The organism is Pseudomonas flavescens, from assembly GCF_013408425.1.
Lineage (GTDB): Bacteria > Pseudomonadota > Gammaproteobacteria > Pseudomonadales > Pseudomonadaceae > Aquipseudomonas > Aquipseudomonas fulva_A.
The window spans coordinates 593,006-608,720 of sequence record NZ_JACBYV010000001.1 but is presented as its reverse complement, the minus strand read 5'-3'; the positions used below and the strand labels follow the sequence as shown (position 1 = coordinate 608,720).

16 protein-coding genes are annotated in these 15,715 nt (G+C 61.5%); 11 read left to right on the top strand and 5 right to left on the bottom strand.

Annotated features, from left to right (window positions below; translation table 11 throughout):
- The first annotated feature begins 40 nt into the window (after window positions 1-40).
- The 5 genes from FHR27_RS02570 (at window position 41) to FHR27_RS02560 (ending at window position 4,041) form a co-directional block, all read left to right on the top strand.
- Window positions 41-1,102, top strand: a complete 1,062-nt coding sequence (locus tag FHR27_RS02570) for an SDR family oxidoreductase (protein ID WP_179537700.1) — start codon at window positions 41-43, stop codon at window positions 1,100-1,102.
- Between the two features lie 130 nt (window positions 1,103-1,232).
- Window positions 1,233-1,361: a hypothetical protein gene (locus FHR27_RS26800; protein ID WP_257026794.1), complete on the top strand. Its 129-nt coding sequence runs from the start codon at window positions 1,233-1,235 to the stop codon at window positions 1,359-1,361.
- A gap of 130 nt (window positions 1,362-1,491) precedes the next feature.
- The gene (locus tag FHR27_RS26795; RefSeq protein WP_257026793.1) at window positions 1,492-1,620 is read left to right on the top strand and encodes a hypothetical protein; all 129 of its coding nucleotides are present in this window, start codon (window positions 1,492-1,494) and stop codon (window positions 1,618-1,620) included.
- A 212-nt stretch (window positions 1,621-1,832) separates the two neighbouring features.
- On the top strand, window positions 1,833-2,291 hold the full coding sequence (locus tag FHR27_RS02565) for a GNAT family N-acetyltransferase (RefSeq protein WP_042552213.1): 459 nt from the start codon (window positions 1,833-1,835) through the stop codon (window positions 2,289-2,291).
- Between the two features lie 283 nt (window positions 2,292-2,574).
- Window positions 2,575-4,041 carry an alanine/glycine:cation symporter family protein gene (locus tag FHR27_RS02560; protein WP_179537699.1) on the top strand — a complete coding sequence of 489 codons (1,467 nt, stop codon included), beginning with the start codon at window positions 2,575-2,577 and terminating at the stop codon, window positions 4,039-4,041.
- A 99-nt stretch (window positions 4,042-4,140) separates the two neighbouring features.
- Here FHR27_RS02560 and FHR27_RS02555 read toward each other — a convergent pair whose 3' ends face one another.
- Entirely contained in the window at window positions 4,141-4,665 is a 525-nt protein-coding gene (locus FHR27_RS02555) for a LysE family translocator (protein ID WP_257026792.1), read from the bottom strand.
- 182 nt (window positions 4,666-4,847) lie between these two features.
- Window positions 4,848-6,656, bottom strand: a complete 1,809-nt coding sequence (locus tag FHR27_RS02550; protein ID WP_042552210.1) for a sensor domain-containing phosphodiesterase — start codon at window positions 6,654-6,656, stop codon at window positions 4,848-4,850.
- Between the two features lie 263 nt (window positions 6,657-6,919).
- Between FHR27_RS02550 and FHR27_RS02545 the strand changes: the two genes are divergently transcribed.
- The 6 genes from FHR27_RS02545 (at window position 6,920) to FHR27_RS02520 (ending at window position 12,925) form a co-directional block, all read left to right on the top strand.
- A complete protein-coding gene (locus FHR27_RS02545) occupies window positions 6,920-7,705 on the top strand; it encodes a substrate-binding periplasmic protein (protein WP_042552209.1) in 786 nt (261 codons plus the stop codon).
- A gap of 187 nt (window positions 7,706-7,892) precedes the next feature.
- Window positions 7,893-10,436 carry a PAS domain-containing protein gene (locus FHR27_RS02540; RefSeq protein WP_179537698.1) on the top strand — a complete coding sequence of 848 codons (2,544 nt, stop codon included), beginning with the start codon at window positions 7,893-7,895 and terminating at the stop codon, window positions 10,434-10,436.
- A 519-nt stretch (window positions 10,437-10,955) separates the two neighbouring features.
- Window positions 10,956-11,132 (top strand): general stress protein, encoded by a 177-nt coding sequence (locus tag FHR27_RS02535; protein WP_042552207.1) that lies wholly within the window; start codon window positions 10,956-10,958, stop codon window positions 11,130-11,132.
- Window positions 11,133-11,341: 209 nt separating this feature from the next.
- Window positions 11,342-11,563, top strand: a complete 222-nt coding sequence (locus FHR27_RS02530) for a hypothetical protein (RefSeq protein ID WP_179537697.1) — start codon at window positions 11,342-11,344, stop codon at window positions 11,561-11,563.
- 281 nt (window positions 11,564-11,844) lie between these two features.
- On the top strand, window positions 11,845-12,246 hold the full coding sequence (locus FHR27_RS02525; RefSeq protein WP_179537696.1) for a DoxX family protein: 402 nt from the start codon (window positions 11,845-11,847) through the stop codon (window positions 12,244-12,246).
- A 292-nt stretch (window positions 12,247-12,538) separates the two neighbouring features.
- Complete coding sequence (locus FHR27_RS02520; protein WP_042552204.1) at window positions 12,539-12,925, top strand: NUDIX hydrolase; 387 nt, start codon at window positions 12,539-12,541, stop codon at window positions 12,923-12,925.
- A 30-nt stretch (window positions 12,926-12,955) separates the two neighbouring features.
- On the opposite strand, the gene FHR27_RS02515 is transcribed toward FHR27_RS02520, so the two are convergent.
- The 3 genes from FHR27_RS02515 to FHR27_RS02505 form a co-directional block, all read right to left on the bottom strand.
- Entirely contained in the window at window positions 12,956-13,882 is a 927-nt protein-coding gene (locus FHR27_RS02515; protein WP_179537695.1) for a DMT family transporter, read from the bottom strand.
- Window positions 13,883-13,888: 6 nt separating this feature from the next.
- Window positions 13,889-14,704 carry an alpha/beta fold hydrolase gene (locus FHR27_RS02510; protein WP_042552202.1) on the bottom strand — a complete coding sequence of 272 codons (816 nt, stop codon included), beginning with the start codon at window positions 14,702-14,704 and terminating at the stop codon, window positions 13,889-13,891.
- Window positions 14,705-14,796: 92 nt separating this feature from the next.
- Window positions 14,797-15,684 (bottom strand): LysR family transcriptional regulator, encoded by an 888-nt coding sequence (locus FHR27_RS02505; protein ID WP_179537694.1) that lies wholly within the window; start codon window positions 15,682-15,684, stop codon window positions 14,797-14,799.
- Window positions 15,685-15,715 lie beyond the last annotated feature (31 nt).

Here is a 15,715-nt window from a genome sequence, read left to right as displayed (position 1 = left end):
TCGCTATGGTGCCAAGGCTCTATCTTCGAAGGAATCTCTAATGACACATCACGCACTGGTCGTTGGCGCTAGCGGCATCGTTGGCAGCGCCACCTCCCGCCTGCTGGCCGATCAGGGTTGGCAGGTCACCGGTCTGGCCCGTAACCCCAAGGCCGCCGAGAACATCACCCCGCTGGCCGCCGACCTGCTCGACCCGGCCTCGCTGGCAAGCGCACTCGAGGGGCTCAAGCCGAGCCATGTCTACCTGACCACCTGGGCACGCCAGGCCACCGAAGCGGAGAACATCCGCGTCAACTCGGCGATGATCCGCAACGTGCTCGACGCCCTGCGTGCAGCCGGCAGCGTCAAGCATGTCGCGCTGGTCACCGGGCTCAAGCACTACCTCGGCCCATTCGAAGCGTACGGCAAGGGCAGCCTGCCGCAGACGCCGTTCCGCGAGGAACAGGGCCGCCTTGATGTGGAGAATTTCTACTACGCCCAGGAAGATGAAGTGTTCGCCGCCGCCAAGCGCGATGGCTTCACCTGGAGCGTGCACCGCCCGCACACCATCACCGGTGTGGCAGTCGGCAACGCCATGAACATGGCGACCACCCTCGCCGTCTACGCCTCGGTCTGCCGCGAAACCGGTCGCCCGTTCCGCTTCCCCGGCTCGGCCGTGCAGTGGAACAGCCTGACCGACATGACCGACGCCCGCCAGCTGGCCAGGCAACTGCACTGGGCCTCGACCACCCCGGCAGCTGCCAACCAGGCCTTCAACATCGTCAACGGTGACGTGTTCCGCTGGAGCTGGATGTGGCAGCGCATCGCCGAGTGGTTCGGCATCGAAGCCGCCGCTTTCGAAGGCCAGCCTGCACCGCTTGAAGAACAGATGGCCGGTGATGCCGAGATCTGGCATACGCTTGCCGCCAAGCACGGCCTCGCCGAAGCGAAAATCGAGCGACTGATCTCGCCCTGGCACACCGACGCCGACCTTGGCCGACCGATCGAAGTGGTCACCGACATGTCGAAAAGCCGCAAGCTGGGCTTCCTCGACTACCAGGCCAGCGACGACGCCTTCTTCGCTGTATTCGAGCACCTGCGCGACGCCAAGCTGATTCCTTAAGAGCCTGTTGATTGTCTTTGGGCTCTACCTGCGATAGTTCCCACGCTCTGCGTGGGAACTCAGTCTGTGACGCTCTGCGCCACGATTTGCGAGCGCAGAGAACGATGCATGGACGCAGAGCGTCCCACCAATGCATTACCACGCAGAGCGTGGGAACGATCACAAAAGCCGCAAGCTGGGCTTCCTCGACTACCAGGCCAGCGACGACGCCTTCTTCGCCGTATTCGAGCACCTGCGCGACGCCAAGCTGATTCCCTGAGAACCCGTTGGTTATCTTTGGGCTCTACCTGCGATAGTTCCCACGCTCTGCGTGGGAATTCAGTCTGTGGCGCTCCGCGCCACGATTTGCGAGCTCAGAGAACGATGCATGGACGCAGAGCGTCCCACCAATGCATTACCACGCAGAGCGTGGGAACGATCAAAAAAGCCGTAAGCTGGGCTTCCTCGACTATCAGGCCAGCAACGATGCCTCCTTCGCTGTATTCGAGCACCTGCGCGAAGCCAAGCTGATTCCCTGAGCCTGGATCTGCGGGTAGTTTGGGAGCCATCGACTGCACGAGGTAGCACTCGTCACGATGCAACCAACCTACCCAGTAGAGTGCGTACTACGCCGATACGACGCTATCATCCTGCCGATACCCGGACCACGGACGAACCAGCGCGGCTGACGGCCTGTCATGCCGTATTTCCCGAAGTCTCCCAGGCCACTATCAGCAGGCTGATCCAGAACATGATGCGCATACAGCAAGCGACCCCAAACGACGTACCGGCCCTGCTCCCCCTGGTGGCCAGCTACTGGGAGTTCGAGGGCATTACCGGCTTCGATCAGACCCGCGTCGCCATCCAGCTCACTCGCCTGCTATCCACCCCGGAGTTGGGGGCTGGCTGGATTGCACGGGTGGACGGTGCCGCAGTGGGTTATCTACTCGCCGTTCAGGTATTCAGCCTCGAATACCTCGGGCTCACCGCAGAGATCGACGAATTCTTCGTGCTGTCATCACAGCGCGGAAGCGGAGTCGGGGCAGAGCTGCTGACCGTCGCCGAGTCCGAGTTCGCACGCCGGGGCTACACCAATATCGCGCTGCAACTGTCACGGGATAACGAGCCCGCACGCAGGTTCTACCGCAGCCGAGGCTACGCCGACAGAGCGGGTTACGAGTTGCTCGACAAGGTGCTGGTTGCTCAGTAAAGCTCGATTGCAGGCAGAGGCCGCTTCGCCCCACTTTCGTAGGGTGGACAACGCGAAGCTTGTCCACCACCTCATCGCATAAAGCGCTCTCCACAGCGGATACGCCCCTCCCTCGCCGCTTCGTTTACCTGAACCATCGCGCCCTTCCCGGCCCTAAGCAGTACCGCTGCGGGTAAGGGAAAGGGGCTTATCGGCCTGCCGTCAGCGGCATCGGGTTTGGGAATTTGGGCGTATTGGCCTATCCTCGCGCCCTTTCGAATAAGACGACCAAAGGAAGACGCCTGTGTCTGCGTTGCTCGATGCCTTCTCCGGCCTGCTCTGGACTTACCTTGCCATTCCCATGCTGCTGCTCAGCGGCGTCTATCTGACTTACGTGTGCCGTGGCGTGCAGCTGCGGATGATCCCCGAGATGTTTCGGGTCATTCTCGAACGTAACCACGGCGACAAGGAGGCGATCTCCTCCTTCAAGGCTTTCACCATTTCCGCCGCGTCGCGGGTCGGCACCGGCAATATCGCCGGGGTGGCCACGGCGATCGCCCTCGGTGGGCCGGGTGCGGTGTTCTGGATGTGGATGGTAGCCCTGGTAGGCGGCGCGACATCGTTCGTGGAGTCGACCCTGGGGCAGTTGTACAAGTCGGACAAGCAGTACCGCTACCACGGTGGCCCGGCCTACTACATCCAGCGCGCGCTGGGCTGGCGCTGGCTGGCGGTGGTGTTCGCGGTGATGATCAGCATCACGTATGGGCTGGTGTTCAACTCGGTGCAGGCCAACTCCATCGTCGATGCCATGCAGACGTCGTTCGGCGGCGAAGGCGGCAGTCAGACGCTGGCCTGGGGCGTCGGTATCGCGCTCACGCTGCTCACCGGGGTGATCATCTTCGGCGGCGTGCAGACCATTTCCAAGGTCTCGGTGACCGTGGTGCCAGTGATGGCGGTGATGTACCTGGGCATCGGCCTGGTGGTGATCGTCCTCAACATCGGCGACGTGCCAGCCGTATTCGCCGATATCGTCGCCCACGCCTTTGGCTGGCGCGAGATTGCCGGTGGCGGCATCGGCGCGGCGATCATGATGGGCGTGCGCCGTGGCCTGTTCTCCAACGAAGCGGGCATGGGCTCGGTGCCCAATGCCAGCGCCACGGCATCGGTCTCGCACCCGGTCAAACAGGGCCTGGTGCAGACCCTGGGCGTGTACTTCGACACCCTGGTCATCTGCACCATGACGGCGCTGATCATCCTCCTGGCCGACCCGGGCCATGCCTACGGTGATGCCGCCCTGGGTGCCAGCCTGACGCAATGGGCGCTGGCCGAGCAGCTCGGCAGCTGGGCGATTCATTACCTGACCTTCGCCATTCTGCTGTTCGCCTTCACCTCGGTGATCGGCAATTACTACTACGGCGAGTCGAACATCCAGTACATATTCGGCAACAAGCTGTGCCTGAACCTGTTTCGCGTGCTGGTGATGGCCTTCGTGCTGATCGGTTCGGTGGCGAAGGTGTCGGTGGTCTGGGCGATGGCCGATGTGTTCATGCCGTTGCTGGCACTGACCAACCTGGTCGCCATCGTGCCGCTGGCCGGTATCGCTGCCCGTCTGCTCAGCCACTACAACGCACAGCGCCGCAAAGGTGTGGAGCCGGTGTTCCACCGTGACGACATGCCGGACCTGAAGAACGTCGAGTGCTGGGACGGCAGCGATCACATCAGTTGCGCCGAAACCTACAGCCAGCCTGCGGATAAAGCGCTGAAAAATTAGATGTTGCACCAAGCAGGCTGATCATTTGGCCTGGCAATAAAGAACGCCGACCTGAAAGGGTCGGCGTTCTGCTTTCCAGCCCACGTGAACGCGCGCTTGCTACGCCCGAACCGAGAGCAGGCGAACCCCAAGCCCGATAAACAGCGCCCCGCTCAAACGCTTGATCGCTGCGACCCAATACGCAGCACCGAGGCGTTTGCTGAAGCGAAACGCGGTGTAGCAGTACACCGAATGCACGCTGACCACGACCGCGGCGATGGTCAGGTACATGACTGCGAATTGCACCGGCACGGAACGATCCGCCTGCAGAAACTGCGGCAGGAAGGCACAGAGAAAGATCATCGATTTGGGGTTGCTGACCGACACCAGAAACGCCTCGCCGGTGATGCGCCATTTCGCTACGGGGCTGTGGTGCGCGACCGTCAGCGCATGGGTGCCCGCACTGCGGCTGAGCAGTTGGCGTGCCCCCAGGTAGATCAGGTAGCCGGCACCGACGATCTTCAGGGCCAGAAACGCCGTGGGCATGGCAACCAGTAGCGCACCGACGCCCAGGGCAACGCCGGTAGTGACCAGCAATTGGGCCGTCAGGTTGCCGACCAGCGTCGCCCCCATGGCGCAGCGCATTGCGCACCACCAGCAGCACGTTCGGCCCAGGCGTCAGCGTGGTGGCCAGATAGGCCAGGAAGAAGGTGAACCAGAGGTGGAGTGCCATGGCGGGAGCTCGTTATTGGGCGGCGCCTGTCGATGCTATCAGCTTGCACACCTGAAAACCCCACTCCCCTGGGGGGCAATCAAGGCCTCGCGCTTCAAATCACGATTCCCTGCTCGCTGACACGAACACCCGCTTTCGCATTCAGCCAGGCAACCAACGCCGGCGCTTCCAATGGGCGAGAGATAAAGTAGCCCTGGGCCTCCTGGCACCCCCACTCACGCAGGATCTGCAGCGTTTGCTCGGTTTCGATGCCTTCCGCGACCACCCGCTGATCCAGTTCCGTGGCCAGGCTGATCAGTGCGCGAACGATGTTCCAGTCCTTCTGACCGGGGCGCAGGTCATCCATGAACGAACGATCGAGCTTCACCGTGTCGGCCGGGATATCGCGCAGGTAGGACCAGTTGCTGTAGCCGCTGCCGAAGTCGTCGATGGCGATGTCCACACCAATCGCCTTGAGACGTTCGAGCTGCGAAATCACTACCGAGAGATCCCCGACCAGCGCGCTCTCGGTGAATTCCACTTCCAGGCAGGAACCGTTCAGTTCGTGGCGGGCCAGCAGACGGATAATCTCGTCGGCCAGGTGATCGTTATTGAGATCAGCAGCGGAGACATTGATGGCGACCTTGAGATCGAGACCGCTCTGGCGCCAGGTGATGATCTGCGTGATCGCCTGGTTGATGACCCAGAAACTGACAGCGTGGATCAGCACGGTCTTCTCGGCCAAGGGAATGAATTCGGCAGGGCCGATCTCGCCCAGCGTCGGATGCGTCCAGCGCAGCAACGCTTCGACGGACATGCAGGCGCCGCTATGCAGGTCGACACGCGGCTGGTACACCAGGCGCAGTTGGTCGTCGGCGCGCACCGCGTCGGCCAGGTCATTGAGCAAACGGGTACTGCGTTGCTGGGCGACATCCATCTGGTGGTCGTAGTAGGCCCAGCCACGGCCCGAAGTGCGCGCCTCGTCAGCCGCACAGACGATCAGACGCATCCAGTCAGCCGGCAGCTCGTCTGCACTGAGGCGCAGCACGCCCACGCCGATCTGCGGCAGCACCGGTAGGCCCTGGCAGTGAATGGGTTTGCTGAACGCGTCAACCAGTTGCCGGAACACGGCCTCGGCCTGCTCCTGCTGGCTGGCCGGCACGCTGCAGGCAAAACGCAGCGCGCTGATCTTGTAGAGCTCCCAGCCGTGGGGCAGCAAGGCACGCAGGGTGTCCCTGACCGCCAGGGTGAAGTCGGTGAGGAAGCGGAAGCCCAGGGATTTGAGCATGTCGTTCAACTGCGCTGGCGAAACCAGCTCGATGGCCAGGGCCAACGGGCTATCGCCCTTGCTCAGCGCATCGGAGATGTCTTCATCCAGCTTGGCGTGGTTGAACAGCCCGGTGGCGCCATCGGTGAAAGCGGCTATACGCAATTCATTGAGACGACTCATGGCCAGGCGCCCCATTTGCTGCAGCATGGCCATGTCGCCCGCCGACATCGGCTGCCGCGGCTCGGTGTCGATCACGCACAGGTTGCCAAGGATGATGCCGTTATCCAGGGCCAGGGGTACGCCAGCGTAATAGCGAATGCCAGGATCGCCGGTGACCAGCGGATTGCAGCGAAAACGTGGGTCGAGCGTGGCGTCGCACACCTCGACGCTCTCACCGATCGCCACGCTGTAGGCGCAGAACGAATCGCTGCGCGGCGTTTCCTGCAGCTCGGTACCCACGCGGGCGCGGAACCACTGACGCTTGCGGTCGAGAATGGTGATCAGCGAGATGGGCGTCTTGAAGTACATCGCCGCCATCTTCACCACTTCGTCGAGAAATGGGTCGGCGCTCTGTTCGAGGAGGCACGGATGCTCATCGAGCAGTGCCTGCCGGCTCAACTCATTCAACGGAAGGGGTGGGTTGGGCGCCAACATCGTTCTTTCTCTCACTTGTCGCTAAAAACGGGGCCGGGTTCCACGTGACACAGATGACACGGCAGATGATAACGAAATGACATCACCACGAGCAGAGAGTTGCCTCAAAGTTTCTGACCGTTTGGCGGTTAGGAACCATACGCATTGAGCCAACAAGGCATGATCCCTGCAGAATCACCGCATATCGCCGTCCAGTCGACATCAATCCGCCATGCTGCTGGTTTAAACTGGCGCCCTATCAACAGGGATGTCATGAGGTTTCCATGAGACGTTGCCGCGTGCTGCACAGCTACGCTCTGCTGATCGCGCTATGGTGCAGCGCGAGCTCGGCGCAAACCCTGCTGGGTGGCGGCGCACAGTGGCACCCTTACAGCTTTGAAGATGCCGATGGACAGGCCACCGGCATTGCCGTGGACATCGTTCGCAAGGTCATGAAGCAGAGCGGCTTGCAGGTCGAATTCGTGTTCTACCCCGCCAACCGTCTCAATCTGCTGCTCGACGAAGGCCACCTGGATCTCAATTACGCCGACTCACCACAGTGGAATTCGGCGAATGCCAGCGAACGCTTCGTGTATTCGCAGCCCTATCTGCACGTTCGCGAATACCTGTACTTCCTAAAAGACCACCCGGCGCGGCAATTGTCACTCGGTGAATTGCAGGGCCTGCGCATTGGCATCGTGCGGGGCTACACCTACCAGACTCTGGATGCTCCACTCAGAGACAAACGGCTGATGAAAGTGGAAACCTCACGCGAGCCTGCGTTGCTGGATCTGCTGATGCTTGGCCGGGTGGACGCCATTGCAGTGGTAGACGATGTATTCACCGACCTGCTCTCCGCGCGCCATCTCGAGCCTGGACGCTTCGCCCGCGGTGCCAAACTCAGCGAAGCACCCCTGGTGATCAAACTGCAAAGGCAGCACGCCGATCGACTACCTGAGCTCAATACCGCTCTGGAGGGGCTGGTCCGCAGCGGCGAAGTCGAACGCATTCGCCGCAGTTACCTGGTCAACCAGACCGCAAAACCCGCCAAGAAAAGCGCAGACCGATAGTGCCGTGACGCCGAGCGAGGCGCACCTCTCCAGCTCCCCGCAGACGAGCGCCAGGCGGCACTGACACGCCGGGGCGGCATGACGTCACAAACGTCAAAAACCAGTGGAACGTAAATAGCGCTTCACACCTCTTAAAGGCGAGGCCTGAAGCGCCTCGCCCCTCAATTACAGTGCTCGCCTTGATGATATGGATCAGTTGACCAAGACCGCACCCCGAGACAGCGCAATCGAGCGCTTCGACTTCCTGGCCAGCGGCGGGAAAATCGGCGAATTGCTGCAAAGCGGCAATGGCATGAACTCGCCACTCGGCTCTCCTGCCCAGTGGTCGCCGAGCCTCAAGACGCTCATGGCCACCGTACTTCCGGTAAAGGCGCAGATCGCATTGCTGTGGGGGCCCGACTACATCGCCCTGTACAACGATGCCTATGCCCCCACCATTGGCGACAAGCACCCGCGCGCACTGGGCCGGCCGGCCGTGGAAAGCTGGACAGAGCTGTGGGATGACCTCGAGCCTTTGCTGCGCGGGGTGCGCGAAACCGGCGAAACCTTCGCAGCCAAGGACCGCCCCTTCTACATCGAGCGCCACGGCCGTGGCGAAACCGTCTATTTCGACGTGTCCTACTCGGCGGTGCGCGAGGCGGATGGTTCGGTCGGTGGCGTGCTGTGTATCGTCAGTGAGACCACCGAGCGCGTGCAGTTCGAGCGCCGCCAGACGTTTCTGCTCGAACTCGGGCAGGCGTTGCCGTCGATCAACGATCCCGACAGCGTGGAAGCACTCGTCCTGCGCAGGCTCACCGACGAACTGAAGGCTTCGCGGGTATCCTTCGCGCAAAATCAGGGTGATGGCACGACGTTCGCCGTCAAACAGCGCTACCCCACCCAGCACGATGGTGCCTCCGGCGGCGAGCATTACGAAGCATCGGAAATCGATCTTCTACGCTCGGGCCAGCCCCTGCTGCGCCCAGGCGATGAAAATCAGCAAGCTGCGCTGCACGTTCCAGTGGTGCTTCATCACGCGCTCGAAGCCGTACTGGTGATCGAGCACGAGTACGGCCACGGATGCACCGATCACGAAGCGCAACTGGCCGAAGAAACCGCAAAACTGGCCTGGGCCTGGATTACCCGCGCCCAGGCCGAAGCTGCATTGCGCGCCAGCTCGGCACAATTGTCGGCCATGTTCGACCAGGCCAGCGCGGGCATTGCCGTGTGCGACGACGCCTGGGCACTGGTTCGGGTCAATGACCGTTACTGCGAAATCGTCGGCCGCAGCCGCGAAGAATTGCTCGGCCAGGGTCTGTACGACCTCGGCCAGCCAGGTGAAACCTCACGCGTCGCGTCTGCCTGCGAGCGCAGCCTGCGGCGCGGGCAGCAGTTCGAGAGCACCCGTCCGCACAATCGTCCCGACGGCACGACCGTGTGGACACAGAACCACATCACACCGCTGCTGGACGAGCAGCGTCACGTCACCGGGACCATCTGCGTCTGTGTGGATATCAGTGAGCGCATGCGAGCCGAAGCGGAGCTGCGCGCCTTGAACGAGGGCCTGGAAGACCATGTAGCCGATATGGTTGCGCAACGTGAAGCGGCCATCGCACAGCTCCACGAAGCGCACAAGATGGAACTGGTCGGCCAGCTTACCGGCGGCTTCGCTCACGACTTCAACAACCTGCTGACGCCCATCATGGCGTCCCTGGAGCTGATTCGTCGTCGGGTGCCGGACGAGCGCGCCAGCAAACTGGTGGATGGCGCCCTGCAGGCAGCCGATCGTGCGCGCATTCTGGTGGAGCGGCTGCTTACCTTCGCGCGCCGACAAACGCTCAAGCCCCAGGCGGTCAGCCTAGCAACGGTGATCGGCGAAATGCGCGACCTGATCCAACGCTCGCTCGGACCGACTACCGAGGTGTGCATCGATATTCCTGCCGAGATGCCGACCGTCTTCATCGACCCGCATCAACTGGAACTGGCCATTCTCAACCTGACGGTCAATGCCCGCGACGCCATGCTCGACGGCGGCCGGCTGAAAATAACCGCCGAGCTCGACGCACTGGCCGACGGCACCGTGGAGAGCCTGAGTGCCGGCCAGTACGTGCATTTGCGGGTGGAAGACAGCGGCAGCGGGATGGACGAGGAAACCCTGCGCCGCTGCATCGAGCCCTTCTACTCCACCAAGGATGTCGGCAAGGGCACAGGCCTTGGCCTGCCCATGGTACAGGGCCTGCTCGTACAGTCAGGAGGCGGATTCGATATCGTCTCGCAGGTGGGCCAGGGCACGCGCGTGAGCCTGTGGTTGCCAATCGCCGATACACCGGCCACCCGCGACACCAGTTCGACCGAGGAAGACGCGCCAAGGGCGCCACGCCCCACCCACGTTCTGCTGGTGGATGACGAGAACCTGGTGCGCGACACCACCAGCCTGCACCTGCATGATCTCGGCTACGAGGTGACGGAGACCTGTTCGGCTGCCGCAGCGCTGAAACTGATAGAGGGCGGGTTGAAACCTGACGTGCTGGTGACCGATCACGTCATGGCGAACAAGACAGGCGCACAGCTCGCTCAGGAACTGAGACAGAGCATGCCTGACCTGCCTGTGTTGATCATCACCGGTTACGCCAGCCTGACTCCGACGCAGATCAGCGACTTCGAGGTGCTGGCCAAACCCTTCCGCCGTCGCGACATCGCCATCCGCCTGGCGCAGCTCGTCAATGCCAAAGGTGCCTCCCCCCCTGATTGATCGAACCTGACCGAAAACGGTATCGGCGCTTGCTGGCTTTGCGGACGGCCCATGCGCTGCAACCGCTGGACGGGCCTGCCCTTTCGCAACCTGACGCAAGGGCAGTGGGAGCGAGCGACTATTGGCACCCTGCCTGTCGTTTACTTACACCCGGGCGCATCCGAAACAGTGCACGACCACGCAAATAAGTTGGCGCTGTTTTTTTGTCCATCGAATAAAAAAGCTGTAAAAAACCAGACAAGAGTCTCAATACCGGCGTCAAAAAATCGAACTTTTCTACACCCGTATTTTTCCTCCATGAAAACAGTCTTCCCCGCGTGAAGAGGCACACTTCAAAGCCCCCTCCAGCGGGTTTAGTCAGTGCGGTAGAGCACTTAGCCGACTGCAAGAAGTCAATACTTCAGCACGACTATACCGTCCGTCTTATATAAAAGATTTCGCTAGAACGAAGCGCTGGAAAGTTGCTTAGTACACGGGAGGGCGAACCCCTCGTACACCCACTCATCAGGAGATACAAAAATGGCTAACAGCAATCCTGGAAACTTTGCCAATGACCGCGCCAAAGCGTCAGAGGCAGGCCGTAAGGGCGGTCAGCAAAGTGGCGGCAACTTTGCCAATGATCGTGAGAAGGCAGCGGAAGCAGGCCGCAAAGGTGGCCAGAACAGCCATGGCGGCGGTGGTAAACGCTCCTCCTAGTTGAGGGCGGCAACGGCCCACCACATGCGGGCCTAGCCTCTGGAGCCGATTCGCCCCAGGCCAACCCAAAGCCTGCCATTCTGGCTTGACCGGCCATGGTGTCAGCTGCCGTATCGCCACGCGCACTACCGAGTCAACGTGCAAGTTTCATATACAGGCCACTCGGCCTGAACAATCCCTATCGCTCCCGTAACCGAAGAATAAACAAAATGATCAAGACACTCTGCTTGGACGCAATCTACGCACTTTACAACTTCTTCAACCCGATCGTTGAACAACGACCAACTGAATCACCCTTCCTGCTGACAATCGAGCTCACCAATCCACTGACAATGGAATCGCTCACCATCACCGGCACCCCCTGCTTTGAAAACAAAGATGCTCTGGAAATCCGCGAAGTCGATACATCACTCGAAATACGCGCCATGTAAGCCGCCCCTCTATTTTCCAGCTTCATGGTTTCAAGCAAACCATGAAGCGTTGAAAGCCTGCCGTTCTGCATAAACAACAGCGTTGTTCTGGACATCATCGCTCATGAAAAACAATACCTACTTATTCGTACGTAAAATGGTTTCATATAACGCATCGACAGAGCCACCAGACAACCGGTCAATCGCAAGGAAGGCGAGTCCGTAGAGAACGCGCACAGCCATACAAGACGCCGACCACCGCGCAGCTCAGAGTGACAGCTCCTTTTGCGTGGAGGTTCACGATGCTCCCTACTCCGATCAAGGTACGCAGCGATTGGGCTCTGCTCTTTCTGCGGGTCTCTGGCAGCCTGCTATTGCTGGCAGTACACGGCCTGCCGAAGCTGACGAACATGCAGGCAGAACTCGGCTCGATCGAAGACCCGCTGGGCCTCGGACCGGTCATCACCCTTGCCCTGGCGCTATTCGCCGAGGTCGTGTGCCCGCTGCTGATCATCTTCGGTCCCTTCACCCGACTCGCCAGCCTGCCGATCCTCGCGGTGCTGCTGGTCTCCCTGGCACTGGTACATCCCCAATGGAGCCTGGCCGAGGGCCAGTTCGCCTGGCTGCTGGCAATCGTCTTCACCACACTGGCGATCGGTGGTCCGGGTCGCTTTGCCCTGGGCAGGCACCTGCCCTTCCAGTGACGCGGCGTCCTGCCCGCGGTCTTCACTGCTGGGCTGGCCGTGCGGCCGCCTCGCTGCTCTTGTTGCTCTTACTGCTCACCGCAATGGCTGCAGCGCACAATTCTCGACACTGGCAGGCACCGAGCGTGATGCACTCGACGCGCCTGTGACGACATTTCTGAAATCATCGTCGCAGCTGTCTGCCATGCGGTTATTCCACGCATGCAATTAAAGAGTAGGCTGCATAAACAGTCCGAACTTTCTGGCGTTTCGACGCCCTGTATGAACACCGCACACGAAGTCTGGAATACCCATGATCAAATCCGCCAAACATCGCGCTACCGTCATCTGCCAGCAACACGGCAAGGTTCTGCTGGTGCGCAAGGCCGAAGAAAAATGGACACTGCCGGGCGGCAAGATCGAAGCGAACGAGCGGCCGGCGGAAGCGGCGCTTCGCGAGCTGTTCGAAGAAACCGGGCTGGATAGCCAGGCGCTGGAGTTCCTCGCCCTGCACGAGTTCGACAGCCGCCCCCACCATGTCTTCCGCGTAACGGTGCCAGAAGCACTGGACGCCAGGCCGCAGAACGAGATCGCCGACTGCCGCTGGTTCTCATCGGTCGACCTGGACAAGGACGTCAAGAAACCCTCGCGCAAACTGCTCGAACTGTATTTCGCCGAAGGCCGCCCGCAGCAGGCTTGATCACCTGCGTTCAGCAAGCGCTGCCGGCGATTACCTGGCGGCCTGAGACGACTTGAGCTGGGACACGCCGAACAGCACCAGGGCCAAACCCGCTAGCTGGTAGAGCGAAATCGCCTCGCTCAACACCGCCCAGGACACCAGCACCGTCAGCAAAGGCCCCAGATTGCCGATCGCCGCGGTCTGCGTCGCACCGAGGCGCTGAATGGCCAGCGCCATCCAGTAGATTGGCAGGACCGTCGATAGCAGCGCCATCAGCGCCGCATAGCCCCATATCGCCACCGGCAGTTCGGCCAGCGCGGCCGCGTCGGAACTGATGCTGAAATGCACCAGCACCATCACCGCCGAGGTGCTGCCAGCCAGCGCGGCCAGGCGCATGGAACCCAGACGACCGACCATCAGGCCAGCGCCCAGGTAATACAGTGCGTAGGTCACGGCACTGGCGAACACCCAGGCCACGCCCTTGATGACCTCCACACTGAAGCCAACCGTGCCAATATCATGGATGAACGCAACGCCCAGCCCTGCATAACAGATGGCCGATGCCAGCAACGTGCGGCGGGTCGGGCGCTCCCGCAGGGCGATCATCTGGAACAGCAGAACGAGCGTCGGGTAGGTGAAGAGAATCAACCGTTCGAGCCCGGCACTGATGTACTCCAGGCCATAGAAGTCGAACAGGCTGGACAGGTAGTAGCCGACCAGCCCCAGCCACAGGACCCGCAGCGTGTCCTGAACCGTGAGTGCGCTACGCCCTTCCCGGCGGCTCAACCAGCCGAGCAGCAAGAACAGCGGCAGTGAAAGGCCCATGCGCATGGCCAACAGGCCGAGCGCATCGACGCTGCCTGCCGCGTAGGACAATTTCACGAAGATCGCCTTGAGGCTGAACCCCGCTGCTGCCAGGACGGCGAACAGGCTGCCGTTGGCCAGGCTGCGGGAATAGAAGCTGTACAGTGGGTTCATCGTCGCTCAATCGGCAGCAAGGCCTTGCAGATGGGCAATCCGCGCCCACATCACCTGCGGGTTGGAGTACATCGGGAAGTGCCCGCAATCGGGGATCTGCGCCAGCACCACGCCGTGGCGCTGGATATGCGCCAGGTACGACAACGAGGCGTTCTGGTCGCCGTACATGAACATCTTCGGCAGCGGCAAGCCAAGGAATTTATCCATCAGTTGCCCCTGATCAGACAGCTCGACCATCGATTCGAAGATCCCCCGCACCGCCCCGGCCCGTACCTTGTGGCGCAGGCTGGCGGCATACAGCGCGCTGGCGTAAGCCGGGGCACGGCGGGTGCGTTCGATGAAGTCGGTGAAGAAACCTTCGGCATCCTCGTGCGGGTAATCGTGAATCTGCCGGCTGAGAAAGCAGTCTTCCGGCGCGATGTTGCCCTCGATATCGACGAAGCTCAGCACCCGCTGTGGATACCGATGCGCCAGCATCAACCCCGTCAGCCCACCCATGGAATGCCCCACCAGATGGAAACGCTCGATAGCGAAATGCTCGAGCATCGCCACAGCGCTCTGCACCAGCAAGGGAATCGACAGTCGCGACAGGTCCGAGCAGGTACTTTCACCGCAACCCGGTGCATCGTAGGCAAGCAGCGCGTGCCCATTGAAACGCGGCTGAAGCACGATATCGGCGTAGTCCTCCTTGGTGGAGCCGAAGCCGTGCAGAAAGACGATGGGCGCTTTTTCACCGCTGCGGTGAAGAGCAGCGACACCCAGGTCGACGCCGTCGATGCTCAAGGGCACCTGGGCCTGAGTGAGGGGATGGAACGTGGACAAGAGAGGACTCCGCTGATGGACGCAGGCGCCACTGTGTCTCGGCGTCAGCCATCTGTAAATTCCGAAGCCGGTAAGCCAGCCATAGCCGCAACCTATGGCTGGATTTGCTCCAGCAAGGCATCCACCAGAGGGTTGCTGCGCACCCGACTCCACACCACCGCGGTGGTGACCACGCTGAGCTTGGGCGTCAGCGGCTTCAGCACCACGTTGTCGGGCACCAGCTTGCGGGTCGATGCGGGAACCAGCGCCAGCCCCTGACCACAACTGACGAAGGCGATCTGCGACGCCACCGAACGCACCTCGTGCAACACCCGAGGGTTGAGGCCATTGGCCTTGCAGGCGCCGATCAGGTGATCGAAGTAGCTGGGGCTGACCTGCCGGGACGACATCACCAGCGGCTCGTCCGCCAGACTGGCGAAGCTCAGCCGCTGTCGTGCGGCAAGCGGATGATCACGAGGCACGGCAACCGCCAGGCGTTCTTCGGTCAGCGGCAGACAACGGATAGAGGCGCCCAGATTGCCCTCCAGGCGCGCGAAGGCCAGATCGATATCACCGGCTTCGAGGGCGGGGATGGCTTCGGCACTGTCGATTTCCCTGACGGCCACGGTGATCTGTGGATGATCGAGCTTGAAGCGCTCGATCAAGGGCGGCAGCACGTCGGTCATCGCCGCGGTGATGGCGCCGATGGTCAGCACCCCAGCCTGGCCGGATACCGCTTCGAGCACCGCCAGTTCGAGGCGTTCGAGCTGATCGGCGAACTTGCGTACCGCCGGCAGAATGGCTGCACCGGCCGGCGTCAGCGTGACACCCCGGCGCGAGCGCTCGAACAACTTGACCTTCAGTGCGTGTTCGAGCGTCTGGATCTGCTCGGTCAAGGGTGGCTGGGACATGCCCAGGCGCTTGGCGGCGTGGCTGAAGCTCTGCTCCTCGGCGACCGCCTGGAACAGCCAGAGGTGCCTGATCAGGCGAAAGTTGATCATTGCCCTTCCATAGCTAAAACGTATAGGTATC

Coding starts and splice junctions, on each gene's coding strand:
- FHR27_RS02570 (WP_179537700.1), top strand. CDS start 41: ATGACACATCACGCACTGGTCGTTGGCGCTAGCGGCATCGTTGGCAGC.
- FHR27_RS26800 (WP_257026794.1), top strand. CDS start 1,233: ATGCATTACCACGCAGAGCGTGGGAACGATCACAAAAGCCGCAAGCTG.
- FHR27_RS26795 (WP_257026793.1), top strand. CDS start 1,492: ATGCATTACCACGCAGAGCGTGGGAACGATCAAAAAAGCCGTAAGCTG.
- FHR27_RS02565 (WP_042552213.1), top strand. CDS start 1,833: ATGATGCGCATACAGCAAGCGACCCCAAACGACGTACCGGCCCTGCTC.
- FHR27_RS02555 (WP_257026792.1), bottom strand. CDS start 4,665: ATGCGCTGCGCCATGGGGGCGACGCTGGTCGGCAACCTGACGGCCCAA.
- FHR27_RS02550 (WP_042552210.1), bottom strand. CDS start 6,656: ATGTTGGCGCCCAACCCACCCCTTCCGTTGAATGAGTTGAGCCGGCAG.
- FHR27_RS02545 (WP_042552209.1), top strand. CDS start 6,920: ATGAGACGTTGCCGCGTGCTGCACAGCTACGCTCTGCTGATCGCGCTA.
- FHR27_RS02540 (WP_179537698.1), top strand. CDS start 7,893: ATGGATCAGTTGACCAAGACCGCACCCCGAGACAGCGCAATCGAGCGC.
- FHR27_RS02535 (WP_042552207.1), top strand. CDS start 10,956: ATGGCTAACAGCAATCCTGGAAACTTTGCCAATGACCGCGCCAAAGCG.
- FHR27_RS02530 (WP_179537697.1), top strand. CDS start 11,342: ATGATCAAGACACTCTGCTTGGACGCAATCTACGCACTTTACAACTTC.
- FHR27_RS02525 (WP_179537696.1), top strand. CDS start 11,845: ATGCTCCCTACTCCGATCAAGGTACGCAGCGATTGGGCTCTGCTCTTT.
- FHR27_RS02520 (WP_042552204.1), top strand. CDS start 12,539: ATGATCAAATCCGCCAAACATCGCGCTACCGTCATCTGCCAGCAACAC.
- FHR27_RS02515 (WP_179537695.1), bottom strand. CDS start 13,882: ATGAACCCACTGTACAGCTTCTATTCCCGCAGCCTGGCCAACGGCAGC.
- FHR27_RS02505 (WP_179537694.1), bottom strand. CDS start 15,684: ATGATCAACTTTCGCCTGATCAGGCACCTCTGGCTGTTCCAGGCGGTC.